Origin of the sequence: Streptomyces sp. NPDC058678, assembly GCF_042714835.1 — a bacterium.
Taxonomy (GTDB): Bacteria; Actinomycetota; Actinomycetes; order Streptomycetales; family Streptomycetaceae; genus Streptomyces.
On sequence record NZ_JBHXSG010000101.1, the window covers coordinates 1 to 22,317 of the forward strand.

23 protein-coding genes are annotated in these 22,317 nt (G+C 70.6%); 10 read left to right on the forward strand and 13 right to left on the reverse strand.

Annotated elements, in window-relative coordinates:
- Positions 1 to 358 precede the first annotated feature (358 nt).
- Positions 359 to 1,000 carry a DNA-3-methyladenine glycosylase gene (locus tag ACFWWR_RS44895; protein WP_383876284.1) on the reverse strand — a complete coding sequence of 214 codons (642 nt, stop codon included), beginning with the start codon at positions 998 to 1,000 and terminating at the stop codon, positions 359 to 361.
- 210 nt (positions 1,001 to 1,210) lie between these two features.
- On the opposite strand from ACFWWR_RS44895, the gene ACFWWR_RS44900 reads away from it, so the two are divergent.
- The 3 genes from ACFWWR_RS44900 (at position 1,211) to ACFWWR_RS44910 (ending at position 3,226) form a co-directional block, all read left to right on the forward strand.
- The gene (locus tag ACFWWR_RS44900; protein ID WP_383876283.1) at positions 1,211 to 1,993 is read left to right on the forward strand and encodes a sporulation protein; all 783 of its coding nucleotides are present in this window, start codon (positions 1,211 to 1,213) and stop codon (positions 1,991 to 1,993) included.
- Between the two features lie 42 nt (positions 1,994 to 2,035).
- Positions 2,036 to 2,575: a YbhB/YbcL family Raf kinase inhibitor-like protein gene (locus ACFWWR_RS44905; protein WP_383876281.1), complete on the forward strand. Its 540-nt coding sequence runs from the start codon at positions 2,036 to 2,038 to the stop codon at positions 2,573 to 2,575.
- A 144-nt stretch (positions 2,576 to 2,719) separates the two neighbouring features.
- On the forward strand, positions 2,720 to 3,226 hold the full coding sequence (locus tag ACFWWR_RS44910) for an HNH endonuclease (protein WP_383876280.1): 507 nt from the start codon (positions 2,720 to 2,722) through the stop codon (positions 3,224 to 3,226).
- A 69-nt stretch (positions 3,227 to 3,295) separates the two neighbouring features.
- Here ACFWWR_RS44910 and ACFWWR_RS44915 read toward each other — a convergent pair whose 3' ends face one another.
- The 3 genes from ACFWWR_RS44915 to ACFWWR_RS44925 form a co-directional block, all read right to left on the reverse strand.
- Positions 3,296 to 4,252 (reverse strand): SPFH domain-containing protein, encoded by a 957-nt coding sequence (locus ACFWWR_RS44915; protein ID WP_383876279.1) that lies wholly within the window; start codon positions 4,250 to 4,252, stop codon positions 3,296 to 3,298.
- A 141-nt stretch (positions 4,253 to 4,393) separates the two neighbouring features.
- Positions 4,394 to 4,825, reverse strand: coding sequence for an NfeD family protein (locus ACFWWR_RS44920; protein ID WP_383876277.1), 432 nt, complete (start codon positions 4,823 to 4,825; stop codon positions 4,394 to 4,396).
- An 84-nt stretch (positions 4,826 to 4,909) separates the two neighbouring features.
- Positions 4,910 to 5,707 carry an ABC transporter ATP-binding protein gene (locus ACFWWR_RS44925; protein WP_383876275.1) on the reverse strand — a complete coding sequence of 266 codons (798 nt, stop codon included), beginning with the start codon at positions 5,705 to 5,707 and terminating at the stop codon, positions 4,910 to 4,912.
- 150 nt (positions 5,708 to 5,857) lie between these two features.
- Between ACFWWR_RS44925 and ACFWWR_RS44930 the strand changes: the two genes are divergently transcribed.
- Positions 5,858 to 6,646: a hypothetical protein gene (locus ACFWWR_RS44930; protein ID WP_383876273.1), complete on the forward strand. Its 789-nt coding sequence runs from the start codon at positions 5,858 to 5,860 to the stop codon at positions 6,644 to 6,646.
- Between the two features lie 410 nt (positions 6,647 to 7,056).
- Here the strand turns inward: ACFWWR_RS44930 and chpE are convergent, their stop codons facing one another.
- From chpE to ACFWWR_RS44945, 3 genes are all read right to left on the reverse strand, one after another.
- A complete protein-coding gene (gene chpE, locus ACFWWR_RS44935) occupies positions 7,057 to 7,302 on the reverse strand; it encodes a chaplin ChpE (RefSeq protein WP_053755165.1) in 246 nt (81 codons plus the stop codon).
- Between the two features lie 156 nt (positions 7,303 to 7,458).
- A complete protein-coding gene (locus tag ACFWWR_RS44940) occupies positions 7,459 to 8,100 on the reverse strand; it encodes a response regulator (protein ID WP_383876271.1) in 642 nt (213 codons plus the stop codon).
- A complete protein-coding gene (locus ACFWWR_RS44945) occupies positions 8,093 to 9,238 on the reverse strand; it encodes a GAF domain-containing sensor histidine kinase (protein ID WP_383876270.1) in 1,146 nt (381 codons plus the stop codon). Before ACFWWR_RS44945 ends, ACFWWR_RS44940 begins: the two co-directional genes overlap by 8 nt.
- A 183-nt stretch (positions 9,239 to 9,421) precedes the next feature.
- Here ACFWWR_RS44945 and ACFWWR_RS44950 point away from each other — a divergent pair, with 183 nt between their 5' ends.
- The 3 genes from ACFWWR_RS44950 (at position 9,422) to ACFWWR_RS44960 (ending at position 12,254) form a co-directional block, all read left to right on the forward strand.
- The gene (locus ACFWWR_RS44950; protein ID WP_383876288.1) at positions 9,422 to 10,117 is read left to right on the forward strand and encodes an SDR family NAD(P)-dependent oxidoreductase; all 696 of its coding nucleotides are present in this window, start codon (positions 9,422 to 9,424) and stop codon (positions 10,115 to 10,117) included.
- Entirely contained in the window at positions 10,114 to 11,199 is a 1,086-nt protein-coding gene (locus ACFWWR_RS44955) for an S-adenosylmethionine:tRNA ribosyltransferase-isomerase (RefSeq protein WP_384310088.1), read from the forward strand. The genes ACFWWR_RS44950 and ACFWWR_RS44955 overlap by 4 nt, the downstream gene beginning before the upstream one ends.
- A gap of 296 nt (positions 11,200 to 11,495) precedes the next feature.
- On the forward strand, positions 11,496 to 12,254 hold the full coding sequence (locus ACFWWR_RS44960) for a transglycosylase SLT domain-containing protein (RefSeq protein ID WP_383876267.1): 759 nt from the start codon (positions 11,496 to 11,498) through the stop codon (positions 12,252 to 12,254).
- Between the two features lie 76 nt (positions 12,255 to 12,330).
- Here the strand turns inward: ACFWWR_RS44960 and ACFWWR_RS44965 are convergent, their stop codons facing one another.
- Positions 12,331 to 14,868 (reverse strand): FHA domain-containing protein, encoded by a 2,538-nt coding sequence (locus tag ACFWWR_RS44965; protein WP_383876286.1) that lies wholly within the window; start codon positions 14,866 to 14,868, stop codon positions 12,331 to 12,333.
- 241 nt (positions 14,869 to 15,109) lie between these two features.
- Between ACFWWR_RS44965 and ACFWWR_RS44970 the strand changes: the two genes are divergently transcribed.
- Positions 15,110 to 17,095 (forward strand): streptophobe family protein, encoded by a 1,986-nt coding sequence (locus tag ACFWWR_RS44970; protein ID WP_383876265.1) that lies wholly within the window; start codon positions 15,110 to 15,112, stop codon positions 17,093 to 17,095.
- Positions 17,096 to 17,249: 154 nt separating this feature from the next.
- Complete coding sequence (serB, locus tag ACFWWR_RS44975; RefSeq protein ID WP_383876264.1) at positions 17,250 to 18,464, forward strand: phosphoserine phosphatase SerB; 1,215 nt, start codon at positions 17,250 to 17,252, stop codon at positions 18,462 to 18,464.
- Between the two features lie 90 nt (positions 18,465 to 18,554).
- Here the strand turns inward: serB and ACFWWR_RS44980 are convergent, their stop codons facing one another.
- The 4 genes from ACFWWR_RS44980 to ACFWWR_RS44995 all read right to left on the reverse strand — a co-directional run bounded on the left by ACFWWR_RS44980 (position 18,555) and on the right by ACFWWR_RS44995 (position 21,024).
- Complete coding sequence (locus ACFWWR_RS44980; RefSeq protein ID WP_383876263.1) at positions 18,555 to 19,073, reverse strand: SixA phosphatase family protein; 519 nt, start codon at positions 19,071 to 19,073, stop codon at positions 18,555 to 18,557.
- A 65-nt stretch (positions 19,074 to 19,138) separates the two neighbouring features.
- Positions 19,139 to 19,345, reverse strand: coding sequence for a hypothetical protein (locus ACFWWR_RS44985; RefSeq protein WP_383876262.1), 207 nt, complete (start codon positions 19,343 to 19,345; stop codon positions 19,139 to 19,141).
- 180 nt (positions 19,346 to 19,525) lie between these two features.
- Positions 19,526 to 19,642, reverse strand: coding sequence for an SGM_5486 family transporter-associated protein (locus ACFWWR_RS44990; protein ID WP_086023195.1), 117 nt, complete (start codon positions 19,640 to 19,642; stop codon positions 19,526 to 19,528).
- Between the two features lie 68 nt (positions 19,643 to 19,710).
- Positions 19,711 to 21,024: a CynX/NimT family MFS transporter gene (locus ACFWWR_RS44995; protein ID WP_383876260.1), complete on the reverse strand. Its 1,314-nt coding sequence runs from the start codon at positions 21,022 to 21,024 to the stop codon at positions 19,711 to 19,713.
- Positions 21,025 to 21,094: 70 nt separating this feature from the next.
- On the opposite strand from ACFWWR_RS44995, the gene ACFWWR_RS45000 reads away from it, so the two are divergent.
- Positions 21,095 to 21,787, forward strand: a complete 693-nt coding sequence (locus tag ACFWWR_RS45000) for a FadR/GntR family transcriptional regulator (protein ID WP_383876259.1) — start codon at positions 21,095 to 21,097, stop codon at positions 21,785 to 21,787.
- On the opposite strand, the gene ACFWWR_RS45005 is transcribed toward ACFWWR_RS45000, so the two are convergent.
- Complete coding sequence (locus tag ACFWWR_RS45005; protein ID WP_383876257.1) at positions 21,765 to 22,115, reverse strand: hypothetical protein; 351 nt, start codon at positions 22,113 to 22,115, stop codon at positions 21,765 to 21,767. The two genes, ACFWWR_RS45000 and ACFWWR_RS45005, sit on opposite strands and share 23 nt — an antisense overlap.
- Between the last annotated feature and the right edge of the window lie 202 nt (positions 22,116 to 22,317).

Below are 22,317 nucleotides of genomic sequence, written 5' to 3' on the forward strand. Positions count from 1 at the left end.
TTCTCAAGGAACGGACGCTTCCTTTGTACTCACCCTCTCGGGCTTTCCTCCGGGCTTCCCTTCGGTCTTGCGTTTCCGACTCTATCAGATCCTTTCGGGCCCGATTCCCTGTCGGAGGGGGCTGCCGTAAAGCCTTGGCTTTCGCCTGTCGGCCTTTCGACATTCACTACGTTAACCGATCCCTCCCGCCAACTCATAATCGAGTCCTGCGAGTTCCGAATTCGGACATGCGTGCACGCCGAATTGGCCCCTGCTGAGGGGAGAGTCGTAAGTAGTGGTTTGGCCGCTTCCGGCTGCAGGCGAACGCCGTACCCGGGTCAAGCGGCTGGAGCTACGTTACGCACCTTCGGAGGGGGAGTCAACTTCGGCGACGCCTGGGCGCATGGGCTCGATAGGGGCTCACCGTCGGGTCGTTGGCGATCCAGAAGCGCCAGGGGTGGACGCCTCCGTCGCCGGCCACTCCGGTGCGCGGGCCGTTGCTGACCTGGTCGTGGGGCACGGGGGTACCCGCCAGGACACGCAGGGGTGTGTTCCCGGTGGCACACGCGTCCGTGCCGTCCAGTGCGCGGTCCACGTCCAGGGCCGTGGCCAGGCGGGCGGGGCCTTTGGCCAGTTCCTTGTCGTTTCGGGCCGAGAGTCGACGTTTGCGGGCCAGCTCGGCGCCCTCGACGATCTCGCCGGCACGGAGGAGGACGGCGCTCGACTCCCCCTCCGGACCGCACACCAGGTTCATGCAGAACCACATGCCGTAGGTGAAGTAGACGTACACATGGCCCGGCGGACCGAACATCACGCCGTTGCGGGCCGTGCGGCCGCGATAGGCGTGGGAGCCGGGGTCGTTGGGGCCGTCGTAGGCCTCGACCTCCGTGAGGCGCAGGGCGATCGGACCGTCCGGGGTGGTGCGTACGAGGATGCGGCCGAGGAGGTCGGGGGCGACCTCCAGTACGGGTCGGTCGAAGAACTCTCTGGGCAGGGGCGTACGGTCGGGGGTCGCGATCATGCCGTCCGAGGGTAGTGCAGACGAGTGGGTGCGCCGGGGTGGTCAGGGGGCCCGCGCCTTGCCAGGGTGAGAGTTCGGAACCGGCCGCGGCCGGATCGCGTTTGTACGGATCAAGGACCCGCGCGCGTGGAGCGCCGGAAGCGCAAGATGCAGGACGACGGAACCGACGGAACAGGCGGTGCCCGAGGGCCCGCCTGAAGAGGGAGAGACATGGCGTTCAAGAAGCTGCTCGCGAGCCTGGGTGCCGGCGGGGCTTCGGTGGAGACGGTGCTGACCGAGGTCAACGTCGTGCCGGGAGGTGTCGTCCAGGGCGAGGTGCGGATCCAGGGCGGGTCCGTCGACCAGCAGATCGAGGCGCTGTCGGTCGGGCTGCAGGCGAAGGTCGAGGTCGAGAGCGGCGACCAGGAGTACAAGCAGGACATCGAGTTCACGAAGCAGCGGCTCGGCGGCGCCTTCGAGCTGAAGGCGAACGCCGTGCACGTGGTGCCGTTCGGGCTGGAGATCCCGTGGGAGACGCCGATCACGATGATCGACGGGCGCGCGCTGCCCGCGATGCACATCGGAGTGACCACGGAGCTGGAGATCGCGCGCGCGGTGGACTCGGGTGACCTGGACCCGGTCAACGTGCACCCGCTGCCGGCGCAGAAGGCGATTCTGGACGCCTTCATCCAGCTGGGCTTCCGGTTCAAGAACGCGGACATGGAGCGCGGTCTCATCCGGGGTACGCGGCAGAAGCTGCCGTTCTACCAGGAGATCGAGTTCCTGCCGCCGCAGCAGTACCGGGGGCTGAACCAGGTCGAGCTGAGCTTCGTCGCCGATCAGAGCGCGATGGACGTCGTTCTGGAGATGGACAAGAAGCCGGGTCTGTTCAGCGAGAGCAGCGACACCTTCCGCTCGTTCCAGGTGGGTCTGCACGACTACCAGGGCACTGACTGGGTGGCGTACCTCAACCAGTGGCTGTCCGAGGTCGGCAGCAAGCGCAACTGGTTCTAGGCTCGGAACCACTGACTCCAGAACCGATCAGGAGGTACCGAGGTGACCGAGCTCAAGCGGCGGCCGCTCCCCCATGACTTCCACCCGCCCGTCCCGTCGTTCACGGTGACGAGCGAGGACGTCGTGGAGGGCGCGACGCTCAAGGACGCTCAGGTCCAGGCGGCCGGCAACACCTCGCCGCAGCTGCGGTGGGCGGGCTTCCCGGCCGAGACCAAGAGTTTCGCCGTGACCTGCTACGACCCCGACGCTCCGACGGGCAGCGGGTTCTGGCACTGGGTCGTGTTCGACATCCCGGCCTCGGTGACCGAGTTGCCGGTGGGCGCGGGCAGCGGCAAGTTCGAAGGGCTGCCGGAGGGCGCCGTACACGCGCGGAACGACTACGGAACGAAGGAGTTCGGTGGTGCCGCCCCGCCACCCGGGGACGGGCCGCACCGGTACGTCTTCACGGTGTACGCGGTGGACCAGGACAAGCTCGGTCCCGACTCGGACGCCAGTCCGGCCGTCGTGGGTTTCAACCTGCGCTTCCACACGCTGGCCCGGGCGCAGTTGATCGGTGAGTACGAGGTGCCCGCCGAAGACTGACGTTCAGGGAACGTTTGCCCGCCTCTGGTCTTGGAAGTGATCAGAGGCGGGCATTTTTATTGCGTTGTCCATCTCGGCGTGCCCGGCCAGAGTTGATCCAGCCCGCCAGAGGGGTGGGCCGGTGCGCACGGGAGGTGGGCTGACATGCGGGACACGCTGGTACTGAACGCGAGCTTCGAGCCGCTGTCGACGGTGACGTTGAACCGAGCCGTCGTTCTGGTGCTTCAGGACAAGGCCGTCGTCGAGCAGTCCCACCCCGAACTGCGCATGCGCGGAGCCGCGGTCGACATACCGGCGCCCCGGGTGATCAGGCTGTGCAGGTACGTACGGGTGCCCTTCCGAAGACAAGCCCCGTGGTCGAGGCGGGGTGTCCTGATACGGGACCGGCACCGGTGCGCGTACTGCGGCAGGCGGGCGACGACCGTGGACCACGTGGTGCCGCGGTCGCAGGGTGGCCAGGACACCTGGCTGAACACGGTGGCCTCGTGCGCGCAGGACAACCACCGCAAGGCCAACCGGACTCCGGAGGAGGCGGGCATGCCGCTGTTGCGGCTGCCGTTCGAGCCGACCCCGGCGGACGCGATGCTGCTGTCGCTGGGACATGAGGACTTCGGGGCGCTGCCGAGGTGGCTGGCTCAGCCGGCGGCTTAGGGCGCACCCGTTCATGGATCTGGGGCCCGCCTCCGTCAGGAGGCGGGCCCCAGTCCCGTACGACAGCTGTCAGTCGATCGACGGCTTCTCGCGGCGTTCCGTGCCTGAGCCGCCGTTGCCGGAGTTGCCTCCGCCGCCCGAACCGCCGCCGAGGTTGCCGAAGTTGCCCATGGCGCCGGACAGGCCCTTGAGGGCGTCGCCGATTTCGCTGGGGACGATCCAGAGCTTGTTGGCGTCGCCTTCGGCGATCTTCGGGAGCATCTGGAGGTACTGGTAGGAGAGGAGCTTCTGGTCGGGGTCGCCGGCGTGGATGGCCTCGAAGACCGTACGGACGGCTTGCGCCTCGCCCTCGGCGCGCAGGGCGGCGGCCTTGGCCTCACCCTCGGCGCGCAGGATCTGGGACTGCTTCTCACCTTCGGCGGTGAGGATGGCGGCCTGGCGCGTACCTTCCGCGGTGAGGATCGCGGCGCGCTTGTCACGGTCGGCGCGCATCTGCTTCTCCATCGAGTCCTGGATGGAGGTCGGCGGCTCGATGGCCTTCAGTTCCACGCGGTTGACGCGGATGCCCCACTTGCCGGTGGCCTCGTCGAGGACACCGCGCAGGGCCGCGTTGATCTCCTCGCGGGAGGTCAGGGTCCGCTCCAGGTCCATGCCGCCGATGATGTTGCGGAGCGTGGTGACGGTGAGCTGCTCGATCGCCTGGATGTAGCTGGCGACTTCGTAGGTCGCGGCCCGGGCGTCGGTCACCTGGTAGTAGATGACGGTGTCGATGTTCACGACCAGGTTGTCCTGGGTGATCACCGGCTGGGGCGGGAACGGTACGACCTGTTCGCGCAGGTCGATGCGGTTGCGGATGGTGTCGATGAACGGAACGACGATGTTGAGGCCCGCGTTGAGCGTCCGCGTGTAGCGCCCGAAGCGCTCCACGATGGCGGCGCTCGCCTGTGGGATGACCTGGATCGTCTTGATCAGGGCGATGAAGACCAACACCACCAGGATGATCAAGACGATGATGACCGGTTCCATCGTGCTCCCCGTACCCTTCTCCGCCTCGGCGCTTTCGGAAGATCTTATGTCTGTTGAAGATCTTGCTGGTCGAGTCTGTCAGACCGTCGTGTGCCTCGTGGGGCGTTCGGTTCAGTTACGTCATGCCTGTGTTCTGCGAGGTCACATGACGATCGCTGTTGCACCTTCGATCTCCACGACGTCCACTTCCTCGCCCACTTCGAAGGCGTGGCCGGTGGCAAGAGATCGGGCGGACCAGACTTCCCCGGCGAGCTTGATCCGGCCGCCGGAGCCGTCGACGCGCTCCAGCACGACGGCCTGTCTCCCCTTCAACGCCTCCACACCGGTGGCGAGTTGGGGCCGCTGTGAGCGGTGCCGGGCGGCGATGGGCCGTACGACGGCGATCAGGGCGACCGATACGGCGGCGAAGACGAGTACTTGGACGGTGACGCCTCCGCCGACTGCGGCCGTGACCGCCGCCGCGGCGGCGCCCACCGCGAGCATGCCGAACTCCGGCATCGCGGTCACCACGAGCGGGATTCCGAGCGCTACCGCGCCGACGAGCCACCACACCCATGCGTCGATGTCGTTCACATGGTCATGGTAGGTCCGGGAGTACTTCCTCCGACAGGGCGCCGGAGCCTCGGAAGAGGCTTCTTACCCAGGGAGTTCGCAGAATCAGGCCATCGGGAGGCCCTGTGCGGTCCAGCGCTCGCCGACCTGTTCGACGACGAGCGGCAGGCCGAAGCAGAGGGAGAGGTTGCGGGAGCTGAGTTCGAGCTCCAGCGGGCCGGCGGCGAGGACCTTGCCCTGGCGGATCATCAGGACGTGGGTGAAGCCGGGGGCGATCTCCTCGACGTGGTGGGTGACCATGAGCATCGAGGGGGCGATCGGGTCGCGCGCGAGGCGGCCGAGACGGCGCACGAGGTCCTCGCGGCCGCCGAGGTCGAGGCCGGCGGCGGGCTCGTCGAGGAGCAGCAGCTCGGGGTCGGTCATCAGGGCGCGGGCGATCAGGGTGCGCTTGCGCTCGCCCTCGGAGAGGGTGCCGAACTTGCGGTCCAGGAACTCGCTCATGCCGAGGCGGTCGAGAAAGGCACGGGCGCGCTGCTCGTCGATCTCCTCGTACTCCTCCTGCCAGCCGGCGGTCATGCCGTACGCGGCGGTGAGCACGGTCTGCAGGACGGTCTGGCGCTTGGGCAGCTTGTCGGCCATGGCGATGCCGGCCATGCCGATGCGCGGGCGCAGTTCGAAGACGTCGGTGCCGGGCTTGCCGAGGGTCTCGCCGAGGATGGTGGCGGTGCCCTGGCTGGGGTAGAGGTAGCTGGACGCGACGTTCAGGAGGGTGGTCTTGCCGGCGCCGTTCGGACCGAGGATGACCCAGCGCTCGCCCTCCTTCACCGACCAGGAGACCTGGTCCACCAGAGCCCGGCCCTCCCGGACCACGGATACGTCCTGAAGCTCCAGAACATCGCTCATGAGCGCGTTGTCTCCCCTTGCAGTGTGGCCGGTCTCGGCTGTCGCGTTCGCCAGTGGCTCGTCCGCCGCGCCGGTGGGCGCAGCCCTCAAGGAAATCTACGCCACCGGTCGGCCGCTCCATTCCATCGGTCCTGTCCTTAGGGTGGAGGCATGCTTTCGGAACCACGCTCTGGACAGCTTGCCGCTTGGGGAAATGCCCTGTTGGCCGGACTTGTCTCACCGGACGACGCCGTACTCGCGATCGTCGGTGAGGACGCGGTGCACCGGGTGGAGGGGCTGCCCGGTGAGTCGGCGCCCGTCGGTCTCACGCTCGCGCTGGGGCGGCTGCGGTCGCTCGGCGTCACGGGGCTGCGGGTCGCGCTGCCCGCGCCCGGACATCCGCTGGGGCTGAGCGGGCCGCCGGAGTTCAACGCGCGGGCGTTGGAGGCCGAGGAGGCGGTGATCTGTCACGGCGCCGCGCTCGGGTTGGTGCCCGAGGTGTACGAGGCCGGGCCCGACGGCGATGTCCATGTCGAGGTCGTGTGGCACTGCCTTGCCGTGCGGGAGGCGCCGCCGGCCGACGTGCCCTCGCTCGGGGAGGCCGAGCGGGAGCTGGCGGAGGCGCTGCGGGATGCGACCGAGGTGCTGACTCAGCTGGACGTCGCCGGGTCGGGGCCGGTGGCCGAGGCCGCGATCGACGCGTACCGGGCGCGGGCCGAGCGGGGGCGGGAGGTGTTGGCGCCGGGGTATCCGCCGCGGGCGGTGCGGGTGCTGGAGCTGGCGCGGCGGGTGGGGTTGCTGGTGTCGCTGGCGTACGAGAACGGGCACGGGGGTGCGGTGAGCTCCGGCGAGATGGCGGCCAGGGCTGAGGCGTTGCGGCCGGTGGAGCGGACGGCTCGGCGGGCGCAGGTGGCCGCGTACAACGCGTATGTGGAGGAGCGGGAGCGGGGCGTTCGCTGAGCGCGTCGGGGGTGCCGGTGACCGGCGTGGGTGCTCGGGGGTCCGGTTCGGCCCGGGTCCGGGACCGGCTCGGCTCGGCTCCGGCTCGGCGCCGGCTCCGGCTCCGGTCCAGGTCCGGGTCCGGGTCAAGCTCCGAGTCCGGCTCGGGTCCAGCCCGGCTCCGGCGCCGGCTCCGGTCCAGGTCCGGGTCAAGCTCCGAGTCCGGCTCGGGTCCAGCCCGGCTCCGGCTCCCGCTCGGCTCTGAGCAAGTACGAAAAGGCCCCGCGAGTCGTCATTGACTCGCGGGGCCTCTCGTCGGCCGTGTGATGTCAGTCGTTCTCGCACTCGTTGCCGAACGTGGGGCGACAAACGGACCGGCCTCCCGGGGAACCCCCGGGAGGCCGAAGTCATGACCTGCTCGGCGACTGGCGTCAGTGGTTGATGCCCAGGTTGCCGAAGGCGGGGTTCAGCACACCGATGACGTTCACGCTGTTGCCGACCGCGTTCACCGGGACGTGCACCGGGGCCTGGACGAGGTTGCCCGAGACGACGCCCGGCGAGCCCACGGCCTTGCCGTCGGCGATCGCACCGTCGGTGGCGGAGGCCATACCGGCACCGGCGGCGATCAGCCCGCCGGCCACCATCGTCACGGCCGCTGCCTTCTTCAGGTTCTTCACTTCTAAGCCCTCCTAGCGATTGCCGCGGCAGTCGCCGCAGCACGCACTGGAGAACGGCGGAGATCCGCAAAGGATGCGCCATCCGGGGGACATTCCCACGACGGTATGAATCTCATTCCGGAGGGGAACGCTCCGTGTTGCCGTGCGGAGAGCCTTTCAGCCGGTCAGGCCATGGCGTACGGCCCACAGGGCGGCCTGGGTGCGGTCCGACAGGTCGAGCTTCATCAGGATGTTCGAGACGTGCGTCTTGACGGTCTTCTCGGAGAGGACCAACGCGCGGGCGATCTCACGGTTGGAGCGGCCGTCCGCTATCAGCCCGAGCACCTCGCGCTCCCGCTCGGTGAGCGAACCGCTCCTGCCTTGGCCCGAGTTGTTCTCCTCCTGGGACAACAGCGCGCCCGCGACCTCGGGTTGGAGCAGGATGTGTCCGGCGTGGACGGAACGGATGGCGCCGGCCAGGGCGTCGGGGTCGACGTCCTTGTAGACGTACCCCGCTGCGCCCGCGCGCAGGGCCGGGACGACCGTGCGCTGTTCGGTGAAGCTGGTGACGATGAGCACGCGCGCGGGGTTGTTCAGTTCGCGGAGCTTGCGCAGCGCGTCGACGCCGTCCATGACCGGCATCTTGACGTCCATGAGGACGACGTCGGGTTGCAACTCCTCCGCGCGGGCGACGCCTTCGGCGCCGTCGGCCGCCTCGCCCACGACCTCGATGTCGTCCTGGACTTCGAGGAACGTGCGCAGGCCCCGGCGGACCACTTGGTGGTCGTCGACGAGCAACACCTTGATTGCGTCAGCCACCGGGGACCTCCAGCTCGATCGTGGTGCCCTTGCCGGGCGCCGATTCCACGGACAGTGCGCCGCCGACCCCGCTCGCCCGGTCCCGCATGGAGACCAGGCCCAGGTGGCGTCCCGCGCGGCGTATCCCCTGGGGGTCGAAGCCGCTGCCGTCGTCCGTCACCCGCAGGACGGCTCCGCCGCCCCGCCGGTCCAGGGTCACGTCGACATGTTCGGCACCCGAGTGCCGCAGGGCATTGTGCAGGGCCTCCTGGGCGACGCGCAGCACCGCCTCCTCCTGGGCGGCGGGCAGGGCGCGCACGCCGCGGCCGACGAAGGTCACGCGCGCGGTGTGGGCGCGGTCCAGGACGTGGATGTGGGTGCGGAGGGTCGCGACGAGGCCGTCCTCGTCGAGTGCCGCGGGGCGCAGCTCGACGACTGCCGCGCGCAGTTCGTCGGCGGCCTCGGCGGCGAGGTGGGCGACCTGTTGCAGTTCGCCCTTGGCGCGGGACGGGTCCCGGTCGACCAGGGCGGCGGCGGCCTGGGCGGTCAGGCGAAGGGAGAACAGCTTCTGGCTGACCGCGTCGTGCAGCTCGTGGGCGAGCCGGGAGCGCTCCTCGGCGATCGTGAGCTCGCGGCTGCGTTCGTAGAGACGGGCGTTGGTGAGGGCGATCGCGGCGTGCTGGGCGAGGATCGACAGGAGTTCCTCGTCGTCCTCGGTGAAGCCGCAGCTGCCTTCCGGCTTCGGACAGTTCTTGTTGGCGAGGAACAGCGCCCCGATCACCTCGTCGCCGTCGCGGATCGGCAGGCCCAGGAAGTCGGACATGTCGGGGTGGGCGGACGGCCAGCCCTCGAACCGGGGGTCCTTGCGCACGTCGGCGAGGCGCTCGGGCCTGGCCTCGTGCAGCATCGCGGCGAGGATGCCGTGCTGGCGCGGGAGGGGGCCGATGGCCCGCCACTGCTCCTCGCTGACGCCGTCGACCACGAACTGCGCGAAGCCGCCGTGATCGTCGGGCACGCCCAGCGCGGCGTACTGCGCGTCGAGCAGCTCACGGGCCGAGGCGACGATCGTCTTGAGGACGTCGCGCACCTCGAGGTGCCTGCTCATGGCCAGCAGCGCGGTGCTGACCGCGGCGAGGCCGGACCGGGGGCCTTGACTCATGCCCTCACGGTACCGGCGGGGTGTGACAGTCCGTATCCGACCTGTGGCGGCCGTCGTCTGGTCCGCGAGTCCTAGGGCGAAGGACTTCACGCTTTGCGGCCCGCGTCCGAGGCGGCGGCCGAGGCCCGGTTCCTACGTTGGGGACACGCCGATCAGGGCGTCGAGGACGAGGGGACGGGTGTCATGCCGGTAGCGATCATCACGGGGGCCTCGAAGGGACTGGGGTGGGCGCTGGCCGACGCCCTGGCAGCGCGGGGCTGGGATCTGGTGCTGGACGCCAGAGGCGCTCAGGCCCTCACGGAGGCGGCGCAGGCCGTCTCCAGGCACGGGACGCGGGTGACGGCCCTCCCGGGGGACGTCACGGACGCCGGGCACCGGAGCGAGCTGGTGGCGGCGGCGTGGAAGCTGGGCGGGGTCGACCTCCTGGTGAACAACGCGAGTGCGCTGGGTGCCGAGCCGCTGGTGCGGCTGGAGAAACTGCCCGTGGAAGGGCTGCGGCGGGCACTGGAGGTCAATGTGGTGGCCCCGCTGGGGCTCGTCCAGGAGGCGCTGCCGCTGTTGCGGGTGTCCGAGGCGGGCACGGTGATCGCGGTCAGCTCGGACGCGGCCGCGGAGGCGTACGAGACATGGGGCGGCTACGGGGCGTCCAAGGCCGCCCTGGACCATCTCGCGGCGGTACTCGGCGAGGAGGAACCCGGGCTGCGGGTCTGGGCGGTCGACCCCGGCGACATGGCGACGGACCTGTACGCGGCCGCCGTACCGGAGGACAAGGATCCGCGGCCGGAGCCGGTAGGAGTGGTCCCGGCGTTCCTGCGGCTCCTGGAGGAGCGGCCCGCGAGCGGACGCTACGCGGCTCCCGCTCTGCTGGAGGAGCGATGACGCTGGCGGTGCATGTTCCGGAGGAGCTGTCGGCGCGTGTGCCGGCAGAGCAGAGGGGACCCGGGCTCGACCGGGACGCCGTACGACTGCTCGTTTCGCGTGGCACCGAGGTGTCGCACCACGCGTTCGTGGAGCTGCCCCGGCTGCTGCGGGCCGGGGACCTGCTCGTCGTGAACACCTCGCCCACGCTGGCGGCGGCCGTCGACGGGCGGATCGGGCACGCGCGTGTGGTGGTGCACTTCTCCACCCGCGGCGACGACCGGCGGTGGGCCGTGGAGCTGCGGGACCCCGACGAGAAGGGCACCACGCGTGCGCGTGCCGGCGGGCCCGCGGGGACGCGGGTGCGGCTGCCAGGGGGTGGACGGCTGGTCGTGGAAGAGCCGCTGAGTACACCCAGTGGGCGCTTGTGGTGGGCGCGAGCGTCGGGGGCGGACATCCTCGGCGTGCTGCGGGAGCACGGGCGGCCCATCCGTTACTCCTATACGGAGCGGGACCAGCCGTTGTCCGTCTACCAGACGGTGTTCGCGCTGCCGTCGCCCGACGGGTCGGGGAGTGCGGAGATGCCGAGTGCGGCGCGGCCCTTCACCGCGCGGCTGGTGGCGGAGCTGGTGAGCCGGGGGGTGCAGTTCGCGCCGATCACGCTGCACACCGGGGTGGCGTCGGCGGAGGCCCACGAGCCGCCGTATCCGGAGCGGTTCACGGTGCCCGAGCCCTCGGCGCGGCTGATCAACGCCGTGAAGGCGGCCGACGGCAGGGTCGTGGCGGTGGGGACCACCGCCGTGCGGGCCGTGGAGTCGGCCGCGGGGCCCGACGGGGTCGTCCGCGCGCGTGCGGGGTGGACCGATCTCGTGGTGACCCCGGAGCGCGGGGTGCGGGTGGTGGACGGGCTGCTGACGGGGCTGCACGAGCCGGAGGCGTCGCATCTTCTGATGCTGGAGGCGGTCGCCGGACGGGCGGCGGTCGACCGCAGTTACGAGGAGGCGCTGCGCGGGCTCTACCTGTGGCACGAGTTCGGGGACGTGCACCTCATCCTGCCCGAGGAGAGGCCTCACACAGAGCATTGCTCCAGCAACTCTTGGTGAGACTCCCTCCGCCCCGGTGTGAGCCCGCACATAGGGCGCAGATCACGTACTAGGTGAAATAGGAGACAAACCCCTCCATCGTGAACGGGGCAGACGTTCTGGTCTGTCCCGTTTTGCCCTTCCCCGATCCACTACCCGGCTTCGTACGTCACACCTTTGCCTGGGCATTTTGCGGCCGCTAAGAATGGCAACCGTCGCTCAGCGCCGCGGGTTCGCCCCGCGGCGTTTGTGCCGGAAGCACCCCGTCCCCCACCGGACGCCGAGCGACCTCCGCGCTATTCGAAGAGGTCCCACGCATGCTCAAGAACATCAAGACTCGAGGTCGCGCCCTGAACCGGACGCACAGGATCGCCATCGCCGGTGTCGCCACTCTCGGTGCCGCGGCCGTTGCCTTCACCGCCGTTCCGAGCGGGCACACGACCACCTCCGAGGCGGCGGTCGCCGCGGCTCCGGTGGCCTACAAGTCCGAGCAGCTCACGGGCCTCAAGTCGGGTGTCACCGAGCAGCTCGCCGGTAGCAGCCTGCAGAGCCAGGCCGCCACGGCGAAGAAGACGGCCGAGGCGAAGAAGAAGGCCGACGCGGCAGCCAAGGCCAAGGCGGATGCGGCCGCGAAGAAGAAGGCCGCCGCCGCGGCCGCCGCCAAGAAGAAGGCCGAGCAGGCCCGCAAGGCGAAGGAGGCCGCCAGCCGGTCCGCCCAGCGCCCCCAGGTCAAGACCGTCGCGGCGAAGACCTACGCCAACAACCTCGACGGGTGGATCCGGGAATCCCTGGACATCATGAAGTCCAAGGGCATCCCGGGTTCGTACAGCGGCCTGCACCGGAACATCATTCGGGAGTCCTCCGGCAACCCGAACGCGATCAACAACTGGGACATCAACGCCATCAACGGCATCCCGTCGAAGGGCCTGCTCCAGGTCATCCCGCCGACCTTCAAGGCCTACCACGTCCCCGGCACGTCCTGGAACATCTACGACCCGGTCGCCAACATCACCGCCGCCTGCAACTACGCGGCCGACAAGTACGGCTCCATGGACAACGTCGACAGCGCGTACTGAGGTCGCGCGGACCTCTTCTACGCCGAAGGGCGACACCCCCACCGGGGTGCCGCCCTTCACCTTGGTACGACAGTGATCACTTGCGCATGACCTCGGGCTCGTGGCGGCGCAGGAAGCGGGCCACGAAGAAGCCGCAGATCACGCCGAGGACGATCAGGGCGGCCATGTCCATGCCCCAGGCGCCGACGGTGTGCTCCCACAGCGGGTCGGTGTCGCCGCCCTCCTTGGGCGGGCTGATCTTGTTGAAGTCCAGCGTGGCACCAGCGGCGGCCACCGCCCAGCGGGACGGCATCAGGTACGAGAACTCGTTGACGCCGACCGCGCCGTTCAGGGTGAACAGGCAGCCGGTGAACACGACCTGGATGATCGCGAACATCACCAGCAACGGCATGGTCTTCTCGGCCGTCTTCACCAGCGCCGAGATGATCAGGCCGAACATCATCGAGGTGAAACCGAGCGCCATGATCGGAATGGAGAGTTCGATCATGGTGGCGCTGCCGAGGACCAGACCCTCCGCCGGAATCTCCCGGCTGGCGAAGCCGATGACACCGACCAGCAGGCCCTGGAACACGGTGATCAGGCCGAGCACGAACACCTTGGACATCAGGTACGCCGAGCGGGACAGGCCGGTGGCGCGCTCCCGCTCGTAGATGACCCGTTCCTTGATCAGCTCACGGACGGAGTTCGCGGCGCCCGCGAAGCAGGCACCGACCGCGAGGATCAGCAGGACCGTGGTGGCCGTGCCGTTCGGGATGATCCGGCCGGTCTTGGGGTTGGCCGGGTTGGGCAGCAGGCTGTTGCCGGAATCGATGAGCAGGCTCACCGCGCCCAGGACCGCCGGCAGGATCACCATCAGGGCCAGGAAGCCCTTGTCGGAGGCGATCACCGAGGTGTAGCGACGCACCAGAGTGACGAACTGGGACATCCAGCCCTGCGGCTTCGGCGGCCTCATCGCCTGCATCGGCGGCATCTGTACGGACTGCGGTGCTACTGCGTCGATGTCCGCGGCGTACATCTGGTAGTGCTGCGAGCCCTTCCAGCGGCCCGCCCAGTCGTAGTCGCGGTAGTTCTCGAAGGCGGAGAAGACGTCGGCCCAGGTGTCGTAGCCGAAGAAGTTCAGCGCCTCCTCCGGCGGGCCGAAGTAGGCGACGCTGCCGCCGGGCGCCATCACGAGCAGCTTGTCGCAGATCGCCAGTTCGGCCACGGAGTGCGTGACGACGAGGACCGTACGGCCGTCGTCGGCGAGGCCGCGCAGCAGCTGCATGACGTCGCGGTCCATACCCGGGTCGAGGCCGGAGGTCGGCTCGTCCAGGAAGATCAGCGACGGCTTGGTGAGCAGCTCCAGGGCCACGGAGACGCGCTTGCGCTGGCCACCGGAGAGGGAGGTGACCTTCTTCTCCTTGTGGATGTCCAGCTTGAGCTCGCGCAGCACCTCGCCGATGCGGGCGTCGCGCTCGGCGGCCGTGGTGTCGGCCGGGAAGCGCAGCTTGGCCGCGTACTTGAGGGCCTTCTTGACGGTCAGTTCCTTGTGCAGGATGTCGTCCTGCGGGACCAGACCGATGCGCTGGCGGAGCTCGGCGAACTGCTTGTACAGGTTCCGGTTGTCGTAGAGGACGTCACCCTGGTTGGCGGGGCGGTAGCCCGTGAGCGCCTTCAGGAGCGTCGACTTGCCGGAGCCCGAGGGGCCGATGACCGCGATCAGCGACTTCTCCGGGACGCCGAAGGAGACGTCCTTGAGGATCTGCTTGCCTCCGTCGACCGTGACGGTCAGATGGCGGGCCGAGAAGGAGACCTCACCGGTGTCGACGAACTCCTCGAGACGGTCCCCGACCAGGCGGAACGTGGAGTGGCCGACGCCGACGATGTCGTTCGGGCCCAGCAGCTGGGTGCCGCCCTTGGCGATCGGCTGACCGTTGACGTACGTGCCGTTGTGCGAGCCCAGGTCGCGGATCTCGAAGCGGCCGTCGGGGGTGGCGTGGAACTCCGCGTGGTGGCGGGAGACCTGGAGGTCGGAGACGACCAGGTCGTTCTCCAGGGCACGGCCGATGCGCATGACGCGGCCGAGCGAGAACTGGTGGAACGTGGTCGGGCTGCGGTCGCCGTAGACCGGCGGCGCCCCCGCGCCACCACCGGGTGCCTTCTGCGCGTAGTTGTCCGCCGGGCCCTGCTGCGGCGGGACGTGCGGTGCGGCCTGCTGCGGCTGCTGCCAGCCGGCCTGCGGGGCCTGCTGCTGCGGCGGCGCCTGCTGGGCCCAGCCCGCGCCCGCGCCCTGAGCCGCGTACGGCTGCTGCTCGGGCTGTGCCTGCGGCGAAGCCGCGGCCGCGGTACCGGACAGGTTGAGCAGCGGTCCGTCGGTCGCGTTGCCCAGGTGCACGGCCGAGCCGGGACCGATCTCCAGTTGGTGGATCCGCTGCCCCCGCACGAACGTGCCGTTGGTGCTGCCGTGGTCGTCGATGACCCAACTGCGGCCGTTCCAGCTGATCGTGGCGTGCCGCCACGACACTCTCGCGTCGTCGAGCACGACGTCCCCCTGCGGATCACGTCCGAGGGTGTATGGCCTGGACGGGTCGAGCGTCCAGGTCCGTCCATTCAATTCCAGTACGAGTTCCGGCACTCCATGCCCCACTGAGTAGTCCCCCGATGTACCCCCATCACAGGGAGTCTAGGGATGTCGAACATCGTCGGGAACTATTTCAGGCTCGGCCCCCTGACCGAAAGTCGGGCCTTGTGTAGAAGGCATAACGCCCGCTTCGGCTGTTTCCGTTGACGGGGTTGAAACCGGCCCGGAGAGTGGTAATCCACGCGAGGGGGACATGCGCGGCGAGCGGGCCGTGCCGCGGATCGGGGGGTCTGCCATGAGTGCGTCCAGGAGCGTCGAGACCACGAAACCCGGCACGAGGCTGCCCTGGGGAGACATCCTGCTGTCCGCGATCGCCTCGGTGAGCTGGGCGTTGATCGGGATGGCGGGCACGGCGGCGCTCGGTCTGCATCTGCTCGAAGCCGATACGGCGGGCTCGCTCGGGCCGATGACCGCGGCGGTGGTGGCTCTTGGGGCGGGTGGTTCTGTCACACCGTCCGGCGATGTGTCCGCGTTCGGCCTGACGGGCGCGGAGGCGGCGACCGCCGTCGAGATCACGCCACTGGGCGTGAGCCTGGTCGGTGCGCTGCTGCTGTCCTGGTTCTTCCTACGGTCCCTGCGCGCGGCCGGAGTTGTGATCGCGCCTTCCGAACTCCTCGCGCGCGCGGGCACGGTGGTGGCCCTGTTCGTGGCCATGCTCGGCGGGCTGGCCTGGGCGGGACACGATGTCATCACGATCGACGGGAGCGCGCTGGGCCTCGACGACCTGCCCGGCGGGGGCGGGGGCGGCGGCATCGAGATTCCCGGGGTGGGCGACATCGGGGACATCGGTGGGCTGCTGCCCGACCAGATCGGCGACCTCGTCGACGCGAAGGCGGCGGTCGGCTTCACCGTCGACACCGCGCCGACGCTGCTCGGCGGGCTCGGCTGGTCGGCCGGGATCCTGCTGATCGCCCTGCTGGCCTCGCGCCGCACACCGCTGCCGCTCGGCTGGGAGGCCGTGCACCGAGTCGTACGGCCGGCCGCGTCCGCCCTGGTCACGGTCCTGCTGGTGGCGGTGGCGGCCGGGTTCGCGGCGGCGGGGTACGCGGCGATCAGTGACGACCATCCGAAGCGGATCGCTGGAGCGGCGCTGCTCGGGGCGCCGAACGGGGTGTGGCTGGGCATCCCGATCGGCCTGTTCGTGCCGTGGGACGGCCGGGCGACCGGCGAACTGACCCGCCTGCTGCCGGACCCCCTGGACGACCTGCTGGGCAGCGGCTCCGACGAGTCGGTCACGCTGGGGCGCCTGGCCGACCTGGACGGGCGGGTGTGGCTGCTGGGGGTCGCTGCGGCACTGATGATGCTGCTGGCGGGGGTGCTGACGGCTGTGCGGACGCCGGTGGGGATGGTTGGCGGGGGTGGTGGTGCCGGTGCCGGCGCGTCCTCGGCGGGTGCCGGCGCGTCCTCGGGTGCGGTGGGGGCCGCGGGAACGGCGGGGACTGCGTCCTCGGGTGCGGTGGGGGCCGCGGGTGGAGGTGCGTCCGCGGGTTCGGCGGGGGCCGCGGCTTCGGCGGCTGTACGAGATCCGGGTGCCCTCGGTTTCGCCGGGCGGTGTGCGCTGCGGCTGGGGATCGCCACGGCGCTGACCTTGCCGTTGCTCGCCTGGTTGACGCAGGTGTCCGTGGACGCCTCGCTGTCCGTGCTCGGCTTCGACGCGTTCGGCGCGGGGGTCGACCTGCGCGGCCACCTCGGCATGGCCCTGCTCCTGGGCGCCGTGTGGGGCGCGGGCGCGGGGGCCGCCGGTGCGCTGCTCGCCCGCGCGACCGGGGCGGCGGGGCAACGGGCGGCGCCGCCGGCACTGGGTGACGGGCGGTGGGGGCCGGAGGCCGGGGGTGCCAGGCGTACCGAGGGAACGGGGGGCACCGGCACACGCACCGGCACCGGGCACGGCCCTTACGCGGGTGAGCCGGAACAGCCGCACGCCGACGAGTCCGGGCCGTACGCCCCCAGCTCGCCCTACCGGCCGCCGAACCCGGCGACCAATCCGTATCTGCGGGTGCCGGACGAGCTGAGGGAACCGGAGGACGCGCGGCCGACCGACGAGCCGCGACGGGCCGGGCGTCCGCGCTCGCCCGGCGACGACGTGTACGGCGCGCCCACGGTGGCCCGGCCGATCGAGCCGCCACCGCGGAGGCCCCGTAAGCCGCCCGGGCCACGATCCGGGGACCGGCCGCCTCCGCCACCTCCTCCTCCGCCAGGGAGGCCTGAGGGGCGACAGTGATCCGTCCCCCGGGGAGCGGCATGCGGAGCCGTGTGCAGCGAAGACGTGGCCGACGCGCAAGGTCGGCGCCACCTATCCGTCACCCAGCGTTCCGTGTCCGTCAGGCGGACCTCGGGCGCGGAAGGCACTGCGTGCCGGATACGGTGGGAACACCATGAGCGCTTCGCAGACCTCGTCCTCTGACGTCCCCACCCTTCTCGTCAAGATCTTCGGGAAGGACAGGCCGGGCATCACGGCCGGACTCTTCGACACCCTTGCCGCCTACTCCGTCGACGTGGTCGACATCGAGCAGGTCGTCACCCGTGGCCGCATGGTGCTGTGCGCGCTGGTGACCGCGCCGCCCAGCGGGCTGGAGGGAGATCTGCGGGCGACCGTCCACAGCTGGGCCGAGTCGATCAAGATGCAGGCCGAGATCATCTCCGGCCTCGGCGACAACCGTCCGCGCGGGCTGGGGCGTTCCCTGGTCACCGTGCTCGGGCATCCGCTGACGGCAGAGGCGACGGCCGCGGTCGCCGCGAGGATCACGAAGGTCGGCGGGAACATCGACCGTATCTTCCGGCTCGCCAAGTACCCGGTGACGGCGGTCGAGTTCGCGGTGTCCGGTGTGGAGACCGGGCCGCTGCGCACCGCCCTGATGACCGATGCGGCGGCGCTCGGCGTCGATGTCGCGGTCGTCGCGGCCGGACTGCACCGCCGCGCCCAGCGCCTGGTCGTCATGGATGTGGACTCGACGCTCATCCAGGACGAGGTGATCGAGCTCTTCGCCGCGCACGCCGGCTGCGAGGACGAGGTCGCCGAGGTGACGGCGGCCGCGATGCGCGGTGAGCTGGACTTCGAGCAGTCCCTGCACGCGCGCGTGGCGCTCCTCGAGGGCCTGGACGCGTCGGTGGTGGACAAGGTGCGCAGCGAGGTGCGGCTGACGCCGGGCGCGCGCACCCTGATCCGCACGCTGAAGCGGCTCGGCTACCAAGTGGGCGTGGTGTCGGGCGGCTTCACGCAGGTCACGGACGATCTGAAGGAACGGCTCGGGCTCGACTTCGCCCAGGCCAACACGCTGGAGATCGTCGACGGGAAGCTGACGGGCAAGGTCACCGGCGAGATCGTGGACCGGGCGGGCAAGGCGCGGCTGCTGCGCCGGTTCGCCGCGGAGGCGGGCGTACCGCTGGCGCAGACCGTGGCGATCGGCGACGGTGCCAATGACCTGGACATGCTCAACGCGGCGGGTCTCGGGGTCGCCTTCAACGCCAAGCCGGTGGTGCGGCAGGCCGCGCACACCGCGGTGAACGTGCCGTTCCTCGACACGGTGCTGTACCTGCTGGGCGTCACCCGCGAAGAGGTCGAGGCCGCGGACACGCACGACGAGGACTGAGCCCGCCCGGACGGCCGAGGGCGTCCGCGCGGACGACGGTGAGGGCCCGGTACCACCGCGGTGCCGGGCCCTCCCGCGGACAGAAGCAGGTCAGTCGGACGGCGCCCAGTAGTCGACCAGCGTGGCCGCACCGGGCTCCAGGGACTTCCAGGAGCCCTCGAAGGACAGTACGGCGAAGGCGGCGGCCGGGAAGCCGCGGTTGCTCATCCGCTCGCGGGCGTCACTCTCGTGCGCACCGGCCAGGATGTCGGCGAGGCCCTGGATGCCCGGGTTGTGGCCGATGAGCAGGACGTTCTGTGCGTCGTCGGGGTTCTCGTTCAGCAGGGCGATCAGCTCGCCGGGCGAGGCTTCGTAGACCCGCTCCTCGTAGACCGTTTTCGGCCGGTGGGGGAACTCGTGGACGGCGAGCTTCCACGTCTCGCGGGTCCGGGTCGCGGTGGAGCACAGGGCCAGGTCGAAGGGGATGCCGGTGTCGGCCAGCTTGCGTCCGGCGACTGCGGCGTCCATGCGGCCCCGCTCAGCGAGCGGCCGCTCGTGATCGGTCACCTGTGGCCAGTCTGCTTTCGCATGCCGGAAGAGGACAATCCTGCGGGGTTCTGCGACGCTCATGGGATCCAGCTTCGCATGAAACAGGCCATGGGGCGCAGGGAGTTGACCGGCGGTTCCGGCCGTGTTCAGCGGGCTATCAGCTGCTGTACGCGCTCGACGAGGCGGCTGACGGCGGGATCGCCGGACGCCGCGTGCGCGTCCGTCGGGTTCAGGATCAGCGCCAGGAGCACGATGAAGGCGAGTGTCGGCAGCGCGAGGGCCCACCAGGGCAGCCGGATGTCGACGCCACCCCGGGATGCCGGGTGGGGCCGGGTGTGCGTAGGAGCCGACATGGGTGCCTCCGCCGTCTTCGAGTCGTCCGTGTCCGCCTCTCGCGGTCACGTCTCGAAGCTACGGAATCTCCGGCCTTCAACCCATCCGGTGATCCACCCAGTTGACCCTGACACTCGCCCCCTAGGGGACAGGGGGTTAGCCCCACCCTCGGCCCGCCGGACGATCGCGCGGGACACGGCTCACGGCGAGGCGATCGTCGCGATGATGGCGATGATCACGAAAATGGCGAAGAACGAGCCGAAGACGAGGAGCATCTTCTTCTGGCCGTTCTGGGGGTTCGGATCGAGCACTGGCATACGGCAAGTCTCGCACCCGTCGCCCGCCACGACTCCTCGGGGGTGGCGCCGGCGGGCTGCCGCGCGGATCAGCGCGCCGCCTCGTCCTCCACCGTGCGGTCGCGTCCCGCCAGGACGCCCACCAGCATCTGCGGGATCATCAGGCCGGTCATGAGGGCGATCGGCAGGCCCCAGCCGCCACTGTGCTGGTAGAGCACGCCGACCAGGAGCGGGCCCGGGATGGAGATCAGATAGCCGGTGCTCTGCGCGAAGGCCGACAGCTGGGCGACGCCCGCGCCGGTCCTGGCCCGCATCCCGACCAACGTGAGGGCCAGCGGGAAGGCACAGTTGGAGACACCGAGCAGGACGGCCCAGGCCCAGGCGCCGCCGGCCGGCGCGAAGTACAGACCGGCATATCCGGCGAGGCCGCAGACGCCAAGGGCGATCACGATCGGGCCCTGGTGCGGCAGCCGGGTGGCGATGCGCGGGATGACGAAGGCCAGCGGCACGCCCATCACCATCGTGACGGCGAGCAGCAGCCCCGCCGTGCCCGCGGACACGCCCGCGTCCCGGAAGATCTGCGCCATCCAGCCCATGGTGATGTAGGCGGCGGTGGCCTGGAGCCCGAAGAAGACGGCGAGCGCCCAGGCGGTACGGCTCCGGGTGATCCGCAGCGGCGCCGACGGCTCCCCGCGCGCGGGGGCCCGCTCGGCCGGGACGGTCCCCCGGTCCCGCACCAGGGGGATCCACGGCAGGACGGCCGCCGCCGCCAGGATCGCCCAGACCGCGAGCCCGGACTGCCAGCGCCCGCCGAGCGCCTCCGTCATCGGCACGGTCACCGCCGCGGCGGCCGAGGTGCCGAGGGCGAGAGCCATCGAGTAGAGGCCGGTCATGGAACCGACCCGGTCGGGGAACCAGCGCTTGACGATGACCGGCATCAGGACGTTGCTGACCGCGATGCCCATGAGGGCGAGGGCGCTGCCCGCCAGGAATCCGGCCGTACCGACCGTCTCGCCCGCGTAGGGCCGTATCAGCAGGCCCGCGGTGACGGCCGCCATGCCCGCGCACACCACCGCGCCCGGTCCGAAGCGGCGGGCGAGCCTGGGGGCCATGACGCCGAAGACGGCGAAACAGAGCGGGGGCACGGAGGTGAGGAGCCCGGCCACGCTGCCGCTCATGCCGAGCCCGTCGCGGACCTCCTCGAGGAGGGCACCGAGGCTGGTGATGGCGGGCCGGAGGTTGAGGGCGGACAGCACGATGCCGACGACGACCAGGCGCGTCGCCCACGCGCGCGTGGCGGCTCCCGGGGGGCCGGCGGCCTCCTGGCGGTCGGTCGCGGCCGGGCCGGTTACGGTCGCGGACTTCATCGTCCGGGTTTCCTCACTCACCATGAGGACCATCATAGAATCATGGGATGATTGGTTGTCCATTCCCCGGCCGTCCGCTCCGGCCCCGCCCGTGCGAAGGTGTGCCATGCCCCTGAGCCATCCCCGCCGGTCGGCGCTGTCCGAGCAGGTCATCGCCGCTCTGCGCAACCAGATCACCTCGGGCGAATGGCCGGTCGGCGCCCGGATCCCGACCGAGCCCGAGCTGGTCGAGCAGCTCGGCGTCGCCCGCAACACCGTCCGCGAGGCCGTCCGCGCGCTCGCGCACAACGGTCTGCTGGACATCCGCCAGGGCTCCGGCACCTACGTCGCGGCCACGAGCGAGCTGGCCGGCGTGATGCACCGCCGTTTCGCCGACGCGGACCCACGGCACATCGCCGAGCTGCGTTCCACGCTGGAGTCGGCCGCCGCCAGGCTGGCCGCCGAGCGGCGCACGGAGAAGGACCTCAAGCAGCTGGACGCGCTCCTCGTGCGACGCGAGGAGGCGTGGGAGTCGGGTGACACCGAGGTGTTCGTGACCGCGGACGCGACCTTCCACCTGGCGGTGGTGGCCGCCTCCCACAACGACGTGATGACCGCGATGTACGCCGACCTGGGCGAGGTGCTGCGGGACTGGCTGCGCGAGGACGTCGGCGAGGAGCTGACGCCGGAGACGCACATGGACCACGCGCGGCTGGTCGACGCCATCCGCACGGGCGACGCGGCGGCGGCCGCCCGGGAGGCCGCGAGCTATCCGTTCCTGTGCCGCCCGGCCCGGTTCAGCGCTCCTTCCGATGGCTGACCCACACCGAGCGGACCTCCTTCCAGCAGCGGCCGGTCAGACGCACGGTCTGGGCGGGCCCGGCCTCGACCGAGGCGCCGTCGCTGTCGACGTCCCACCAGCGGTCGCACTCGATGTGCAGGCTGACGTGATCGGGCTCCGGATACGGGTTGTGGCAGTACGCGATCACATGGGAGCCGCTGACCCTGCTGCGGCACGCCGCCCCGAACGGCTCCGGTGCGGCGGCCGGCCGTACCTCCACGCGCGCGTGCGACATCGCGTCGTACGACAGGGACAGCACGAGACAGACGGCTACGGTCACTGAGGCCAGGCTGCTGGACAGGCGCACAAGGGGGACCTCCTCGGCCGTGCCGGGCAGGGGAGCGTGTGGTGAACGCGTACTCCACAGTGCCCGGTCGCGGGCCCCGCCCGCCCGGCCGGGTAGGCCGAACGAGTGAGGGGTGAGGCGCCGGGTGGCCATTGAACCCCGGGCGCGCCCCCCCACAATGCAACCGGGAGCGGCTCCCACCCCCATGGGTCGTGAACAACAC